At 53.2% G+C, this 7126-nt stretch carries 8 protein-coding genes; 2 read left to right on the top strand and 6 right to left on the bottom strand.

Features of this window, described 5'->3' with window-relative positions:
* Together FLS37_RS14640 and FLS37_RS14635 are read left to right on the top strand one after the other, a co-directional pair.
* The coding region (locus tag FLS37_RS14640; RefSeq protein ID WP_198314448.1) for a transposase at positions 1 to 240 on the top strand (240 nt) is incomplete at its 5' end.
* 50 nt (positions 241 to 290) lie between these two features.
* The gene (locus FLS37_RS14635) at positions 291 to 2195 is read left to right on the top strand and encodes a bifunctional diguanylate cyclase/phosphodiesterase (RefSeq protein ID WP_157670716.1); all 1905 of its coding nucleotides are present in this window, start codon (positions 291 to 293) and stop codon (positions 2193 to 2195) included.
* Here FLS37_RS14635 and FLS37_RS14630 read toward each other — a convergent pair.
* The 6 genes from FLS37_RS14630 to murA all read right to left on the bottom strand — a co-directional run bounded on the left by FLS37_RS14630 (position 2192) and on the right by murA (position 7010).
* The gene (locus FLS37_RS14630; protein ID WP_157670715.1) at positions 2192 to 3856 is read right to left on the bottom strand and encodes an FAD-dependent oxidoreductase; all 1665 of its coding nucleotides are present in this window, start codon (positions 3854 to 3856) and stop codon (positions 2192 to 2194) included. The two genes, FLS37_RS14635 and FLS37_RS14630, sit on opposite strands and share 4 nt — an antisense overlap.
* 105 nt (positions 3857 to 3961) lie before the next feature.
* Positions 3962 to 4102: a hypothetical protein gene (locus FLS37_RS16785; RefSeq protein WP_198314657.1), complete on the bottom strand. Its 141-nt coding sequence runs from the start codon at positions 4100 to 4102 to the stop codon at positions 3962 to 3964.
* Positions 4103 to 4180: 78 nt separating this feature from the next.
* On the bottom strand, positions 4181 to 4411 hold the full coding sequence (locus FLS37_RS14625; RefSeq protein WP_157670714.1) for a hypothetical protein: 231 nt from the start codon (positions 4409 to 4411) through the stop codon (positions 4181 to 4183).
* Position 4412: 1 nt separating this feature from the next.
* Positions 4413 to 5066: an ATP phosphoribosyltransferase gene (gene hisG, locus FLS37_RS14620; protein WP_157670713.1), complete on the bottom strand. Its 654-nt coding sequence runs from the start codon at positions 5064 to 5066 to the stop codon at positions 4413 to 4415.
* Positions 5067 to 5355: 289 nt separating this feature from the next.
* Positions 5356 to 5760, bottom strand: a complete 405-nt coding sequence (locus tag FLS37_RS14615) for a DUF4870 domain-containing protein (RefSeq protein ID WP_157670712.1) — start codon at positions 5758 to 5760, stop codon at positions 5356 to 5358.
* Positions 5760 to 7010, bottom strand: coding sequence for a UDP-N-acetylglucosamine 1-carboxyvinyltransferase (murA, locus tag FLS37_RS14610; RefSeq protein ID WP_157670711.1), 1251 nt, complete (start codon positions 7008 to 7010; stop codon positions 5760 to 5762). Before murA ends, FLS37_RS14615 begins: the two co-directional genes overlap by 1 nt.
* Positions 7011 to 7126 lie beyond the last annotated feature (116 nt).

Raw genomic sequence — 7126 nt, 5'->3', positions numbered from 1 at the left:
AACGCGACAGTGCATCACCATTTTGATGAAGAGGTGGTCAATCGTTGGTTGGTGGATCATCGTTTTGTGGTGATGTACTTGCCAGCGTATAGCCCTGAGCTCAATTTGATCGAGATCGTGTGGAAACACGCCAAGCATTTTTGGCGTAGCTTCAAGTCGTGGAGCAAGGATAAATTGGTCGAAGAAGTCCACACCCTTTTATCCGGCTTCGGTTCGAAATTTAAAATTAGTTATGCGTGATTACTTAAAACAATTGGAAGCTAAATTGGCCGCTTATGTGAGGTAATACCATGACACTGCGCGCTGTGCCTGCCTGTGATGCTGATCGTTTGCGCCAGCTTGCCGAGTTTCGACTTCAGCAAGGTCAAACGAAGCTTCCTTCTGATTTAAGTGAACATGAAGCTTTGCGGCTTACCCATGAGTTGCAGGTTCATCAAATCGAGCTGGAAATGCAGTGCGAAGAACTCAATATGGACCGTGAGCGATTGCGTCTGGCGGCCAGTGTATTCGAGCACACTTTTGAGGGCATCATTATTACGGATGCACAGCGAAAAATCATCGAAGTGAATCCGGCATTTACCCGAATTACGGGCTTTAGTCGCTTGGAGGTATTGGGGCATTCGCCACGTCGTTTTTCTGCCGATCCGAGTAACTGGCAGCTTCATCATGAGATTAATGCCGTTTTGATCGAGCATGGTGCTTGGCGAGGTGAATTATGGAACCGGAATAAACATGGCGAGCAATATCCGATCATGCTGTCAATCACATCGGTGCGAAATGACATAGGCACAGTCATTAATTACATCGGGGTATTTAGTGATATCAGCATTCTGAAGCGTCATGAAGCAGAACTGGATCAAATTGCCCATTTTGATCCGCTGACCGGGATGCCCAATCGCCGCTTATTGAGTGATCGTTTGCAGCAAGCGGTGGCGCGCTCGCAACGTCGCCATATCCCCATGGCGGTTTGCTACTTGGATTTGGACGGTTTTAAGCAGGTTAATGATCTGTATGGCCATGCCACAGGTGATCAATTATTGGTTGGCGTGACGCAACGCCTGCAACAGGTACTGCGGGTGGATGACACCTTGGCTCGGCTGGGGGGCGATGAGTTTGTATTGCTGCTGAGTGATTTGGCATCCACCGAAGAATGCGAACAAATTCTGGCGCGAGTGCTGGCTGCCGTCTGTATTCCGACTCATTGCGGTGATATTGAAGTGCATATCTCTGCCAGTGTTGGTGTGACTTTGTTTCCGCAAGACAATGTTGGTGCTGATGCATTGATTCGTCATGCTGATCAGGCGATGTATCTGGCCAAGCAATCAGGGAAAAATCGGTTTAAGTTTTATGACCATCGTGCGGATTTATTGGCCATGGCCCGGAACGCTGCGATACAAAGGCTGGCTCTAGCCTTAGAGTGTAATGAGTTTGTGCTCCATTACCAGCCGCAAGTGAATTTGCTCACCGGCGCAGTGACGGGAGCGGAGGCGCTTATTCGTTGGCAGCATCCGGAACGTGGCCTTTTGCTACCGGCTGACTTTCTGCATGATATTTTGGCAAGTGAGCTTGAAATACCGGTTGGCGAATGGATTATTTCTGAAGCACTCAGGCAGATGAGCCTTTGGCAAGATCAATCGGTTCATTTGCCTGTGAGTGTCAATATTGCGGCCATGCATTTTATGCATCCGGCATTTTGTGAGCGGCTGCGGTATGTTCTTGATCAATACCCGCAGATATCCCCGAGTAATCTTGGTCTGGAAATACTGGAAAGTACAGCGCTGGATGATTTGCCTAAGGCTATCGAGGCTATGCAGCAATGTCTGGCAATTGGTGTTCATTTTGCTTTGGATGACTTTGGGACGGGGTACTCTTCACTGGCTTATTTCCGCCGTTTGCCGATTGATGTGCTCAAGATCGATCAGTCATTTGTGCGCAATATGCTCTCTGATGCTGATAACTTGAATATTGTCGAAGGCGTGGTGCGAATAGCGAATGCCTTTGACCGCCCAGTGATCGCCGAAGGAGTAGAAACCCTTGAGCATGGTGCCTTGCTGCTGCAAATTGGCTGTCATTTAAGTCAAGGATATGGCATCGCCATGCCGATGCCTGCCAGTGACATCCCTGATTGGATTGAATGCTGGCAGGCTCAGAAGGTGTGGTTAACGCTGGGGCAATTTGTGCCACGCCAAGTCTAGCGCGGGCTCGTCAGGGTGCTGTGCCACATTTGCCAGGTTTTAAAGCCGCCATTCAAGCTGCGGACGTTAAAACCGAGTTGCTGCAAATGGCGCTGGGCAATGTAGCCACGCAGGCCGACCATGCAGTACACCACCACCGGTTTGCTGGCGTCGAGCAAATGACTGAGTTCGCGTAATTGGCTCAGTGGAATATGATGCGCGCCGGAAATCTGCCCGCTGGCGATTTCTTCTGTTTCGCGCACATCAATCAATTGCACATCACCTAGCTCCTTCACCAGTTGTTCGGGGTTGATCAGGCTCAGTAAACCCGACTGCAGATTTTGCGCCGCCATGCCGAGCAGATTGAGCGGGTCTTTGGCTGCGCCATACGGTGGCGCGTAGCTCAGTTCCATTTCGGCCAGATCATCGATGCTCATACCCGCCTGCAAAGCCACCGCCAGGATGTCGATGCGTTTATCCACGCCTTTTTCGCCCACCGCCTGCGCGCCGAGCAGTTTGCCGCTGGCTGGATCGAATAGCACTTTCAGGCTGATCATCGTTGCGCCGGGGTAATAGCTGGCGTGATCGTTGCCGTGCAAATATAGTTTCTGGTACGGCATATTCGTGGCCTGCAGACTGCGCTCGTTCAGCCCAGTGCTGGCGGCGGTGAGATCAAACACTTTGCAAATCGCCGTGCCTTGGCTGCCGCGATAGCTGGCTGTGCGGCCAAAGATCGCGTCGGCCGCAATGCGACCCTGGCGATTGGCTGGGCCAGCCAGTGGCAGCAAGATGGATTGACCATTCACAATATGCTGGACTTCAACGACATCCCCCACGGCGTATATGCTTGCATCGCTGGTTTTTTGCTGGCTATCGACCAATACCCCACCTGTTTGCCCGATCTCTAATCCGGCTTCGCGCGCCAGTTGGTTTTCCGGTTTCACGCCCATCGCCAGTACCACCAGATCGGTTTTCAGTTGATGGCCGGACGCCAGATTGAGTGTGAGCTGCTCGCCATCGTCGATGCTGTGCAGGCTTTCACCCAGCAGTAATTCAACGCCATGCGCTGTGAGTGTATTAGCCAGCGGCGTGGTCATTTCAGCATCGAGCGGCGTGAGCACTTGGGGCGCACGCTCGATCAGGCTGGCGGCCAAGCCACGATGGCGCAGCGCTTCAACCGTTTCCAGCCCGATAAAACCTGCCCCGACAACGGTAATGTGTTTCACCTCGCTGTTGATCGCGCTCATCAGCCGATCAAGATCAGGCACGTTGCGCAGTGTAAACACCCGAGGATTATCCAGCCCGGGCAGCGGTGGGCGAATCGGCGCAGCGCCCGGTGCGAGGATCAGCGTGTCATAGTTTTCTTCATAGGTTTCACCGGTCTGCCGATGGTGAACGCGCACGGTTTTGGCATGGCGATCAATGCTGAGCACCTCGCTATTGACGCGGACATCCAGCCCGAAGCGAGCGGTGAGTGATTCAGGCGTGTGCAATAGCAGTGACTCGCGCTCGGCGATTTCGCCACCCAGGTGATACGGCAGGCCGCAATTGGCAAACGACACATAGGGGCCACGCTCGAACACAATAATTTGCGCCGCTTCATTCAGGCGTCTTGCGCGTGCCGCCGCCGAAGCACCGCCTGCCACGCCACCGACAATCAGTAATTTTTGTACGGAACTCATCGAGCTGCCTTTTGCAGGTTTCAATATCGTTTATAATAATATATATAAATATATAATGTAAAGCCGTAAAAAAGCCACCCGAAGGTGGCTGCTGCAGAATCACACTTACTTATGTTTTTTCGCTTCACTCATTTGCGAGCTGGCTTGCGCCGCTGCGTTGCCAAATGTGGAGGCGGGGATGGTGGTTTTTTTCTCTTGCTTGGGTTTTTTTGCTTCTTTATTGCTGCGTATCTGACCTTTGGCCATGGTGTACCCCTAGTGGGTGAAATGCCAGCTGGCTAGGACAGCATACGCGCTATTCGCAATCGTTGTTGGGTTAACAGCTTAAGGCTCTTGCCGCTTCCACCATTTAGGCCGGAAAAATGGCAAGTAGCGATCCAGCCGTTTTTGGCCGCCCAGACCATAAATCAGCAAGCTGCCCGCGATGAAGATCTGCCAGAGCTGGCCGATGATCGCCCGAGCCGGTCTGGCGCTATCGCGTAGTTGCGGCCATTGCCCCACGCTCAGTGCCAGAAAGGCTAGCCCGAGCGTGATACCGAGTAAGCGAAAAATCATGCTAGACCTTGGCCAGTCGTGCGGCGACTGTCGTTGCAAAGGCATCAATCATTGGCTGCAGGCGTTCATGCTTGAGCTTGAGCGACGATTGATTCACCACCAGACGGCTGGAAATATCGCGAATATGCTCAACGGCGACCAGATTATTGGCTTTGAGCGTACCACCGGTCGAAACCAAGTCCACAATCGCGTCGGCCAGACCCACCAGCGGGGCCAGTTCCATCGAGCCATACAGCTTGATCAGATCAACGTGCACGCCTTTGGCGGCGAAATGCTCTTTGGCCTGCTCGGTGTATTTGGTCGCGATGCGCATCCGTGCACCTTGCTTAACTGCGCCTTCGTAATCAAAGCCGTTTTGCGTCGCCACCATCAGTGCGCATTTGGCGATTTCCAGATCGAGCGGTTGATACAGGCCCTGACCGCCATGTTCCAGCAGCACATCTTTCCCCGCTACGCCCAGATCCGCCGCGCCGTATTGCACATAAGTCGGTACGTCGGATGCACGCACGATAATCAGCTGCACATCCGGCTGATTGGTGCCAATGATCAGCTTGCGCGTACTCTCTGGTGCTTCAGCGGGCACGATGCCTGCGGCGGCCAGTAGCGGAAGGGTTTCTTCAAAAATACGTCCTTTGGAAAGGGCGATGGTAATCATGGGGTATCTGCCTGTATGTCTTTTCTGTATTGCCCTACAGGGCAATACCTATTATTTGAAGGGTATGTTCAGATTCTGTGTTCATCACCCGTAGGGTGGGTTAGGCCGCCACTCACTTGCTCAACGCCGCAAAGGCTTTTCGGCCGCGTACCCACCGTAGCGCTGCACATGTTTGTATCGCGTCACGGTGGGTACGCGGCAAAAAATCGCCAAACCCACCCTACAAATATCGCTTTTCAATAGTTAAATCACAATATTTGGCCATATCAACACACAATCTGAGTATTGCCTATTTGAATATATTCAGTTTGGCGGGGTACTTTGCCTGCCAGCCATTCATCGCCCGCCCGCCTTGCCACATGCTAAATAGCGAAGCCCCGATTCCTACCCACCACAGCAGGAAGGTGGTATTGAGCAGCGATGTGGCGATGAGCGCGACAATATAAAAACAACCCATCAGCATCTGGAAATTGCATGCTTCGCGCGCGTGTTGCTCGACAAAATCCGAATGTACGCGGGCAAATTGCAGCACGATAAATGGTAGCGCAATCGCCACAATCGGCGCAGGTACGATGGGCAGCCAGAATAGCCCCGCCAGATGCGCCAGTACGGCAAAGAATTTTTCATGTTCTTTGGGGGGCTTGGGCTTATCGTCCTGCTCTTGGTAAGCGGGTTTGGGATTTAAAATAAACATTAGCGTATCCGTTCGATATTGACGCCGACGCCTGCCAGTTTGGTCTCGATATGTTCGTAGCCGCGGTCCAGATGGTAGATGCGATCAACGATGGTTTCGCCATCGGCGATCATGCCTGCGATCACCAGTGAAGCTGAAGCACGCAAGTCGGTTGCCATCACGGTCGCGCCCGATAGCTTTTCTACGCCGGTGACAATCGCGCTATGGCCGTCGACCTTGATCTTCGCGCCCATGCGCGCCAACTCTGGCACATGCATAAAGCGGTTTTCAAATATGGTTTCGGTAATCACACCGGTGCCCTCGGCAATCGAGTTCAGCAGCGTAAATTGCGCCTGCATATCGGTCGGGAAAGCGGGGTATTCCAGCGTACGAATATCAACGGCTTTGGCGCGCTGTTTCATATCCAGCGAAATCCAGGTGTCGCCGGTTTCGATGTAGGCACCCGCTTCGGTCAATTTATCGAGCACTGCGCCCAGGATGTCAGCACGCGTGTTTTTCAGCAAAATCTTGCCTTGCGCAGCCGCGGCGGCAACGAGGAAGGTGCCGGTTTCAATGCGGTCGGCCACAATCGCGTGGCTCGCGCCGTGCAACTCTTTCACGCCTTCAATCGTGATCGTGTCAGTGCCGTGGCCGCTGATTTTCGCGCCCATTTTGATCAGGCATTCGGCCAGATCAACCACTTCAGGCTCGCGCGCGGCGTTTTCCAGAATCGTCGTGCCTTCGGCCAAGGTGGCGGCCATCAGCAGGTTTTCAGTGCCGGTGACGGTGATCATGTCCGAGCGGAAACGGCAGCCTTTGAGTTTGCCGGTGGCTTTGACATAGCCATGCTCGATGACGATCTCGGCGCCCATCGCTTGCAGGCCTTTGATGTGCTGATCAATCGGGCGCGCGCCAATTGCGCAACCGCCAGGTAATGACACTTGCGCTTCGCCAAAGCGCGCCAGCGTCGGGCCCAAGACCAGAATCGACGCGCGCATGGTTTTCACCAGCTCGTACGGCGCGATGGTGCTGGTGATGTTATTGGCGGTCAGCTCGTATTCGTGGACGTTATCGGTCATCACGCGCATGCCCATGCCTTGTAGCAATTTTTGCGTGGTTTTTACGTCGGCCAGCTGTGGCACATTGGTCAGATGCAAGGTATCGGCGGTCAGCAAAGACGCACACAAGATCGGCAAGGCGGCGTTTTTGGCGCCAGAAATGGTGATTTCGCCTGCGATTGGGTTGCCACCGATGATTCTGAGTTTATCCATTTGTATTTAGCCTTTTGCTCTGCGCTTGAACCTTAACAGGCTCATGCGAAAAATGTGCCGCCCAAGACGGCTTTAAGTCGATTTACTAGTGCTTGCCCGCAAGGCAAGACAAGAAC

Source organism: Chitinibacter sp. GC72, from assembly GCF_009760905.1.
Lineage (GTDB): Bacteria > Pseudomonadota > Gammaproteobacteria > Burkholderiales > Chitinibacteraceae > Chitinibacter.
This window is presented reverse-complemented; position numbering and strand designations above follow the sequence as displayed.

Coding starts and splice junctions, on each gene's coding strand:
- FLS37_RS14630 (WP_157670715.1), bottom strand. CDS start 3,856: ATGAGTTCCGTACAAAAATTACTGATTGTCGGTGGCGTGGCAGGCGGT.
- murA (WP_157670711.1), bottom strand. CDS start 7,010: ATGGATAAACTCAGAATCATCGGTGGCAACCCAATCGCAGGCGAAATC.
- FLS37_RS16785 (WP_198314657.1), bottom strand. CDS start 4,102: ATGGCCAAAGGTCAGATACGCAGCAATAAAGAAGCAAAAAAACCCAAG.
- FLS37_RS14625 (WP_157670714.1), bottom strand. CDS start 4,411: ATGATTTTTCGCTTACTCGGTATCACGCTCGGGCTAGCCTTTCTGGCA.
- hisG (WP_157670713.1), bottom strand. CDS start 5,066: ATGATTACCATCGCCCTTTCCAAAGGACGTATTTTTGAAGAAACCCTT.
- FLS37_RS14635 (WP_157670716.1), top strand. CDS start 291: ATGACACTGCGCGCTGTGCCTGCCTGTGATGCTGATCGTTTGCGCCAG.
- FLS37_RS14615 (WP_157670712.1), bottom strand. CDS start 5,760: ATGTTTATTTTAAATCCCAAACCCGCTTACCAAGAGCAGGACGATAAG.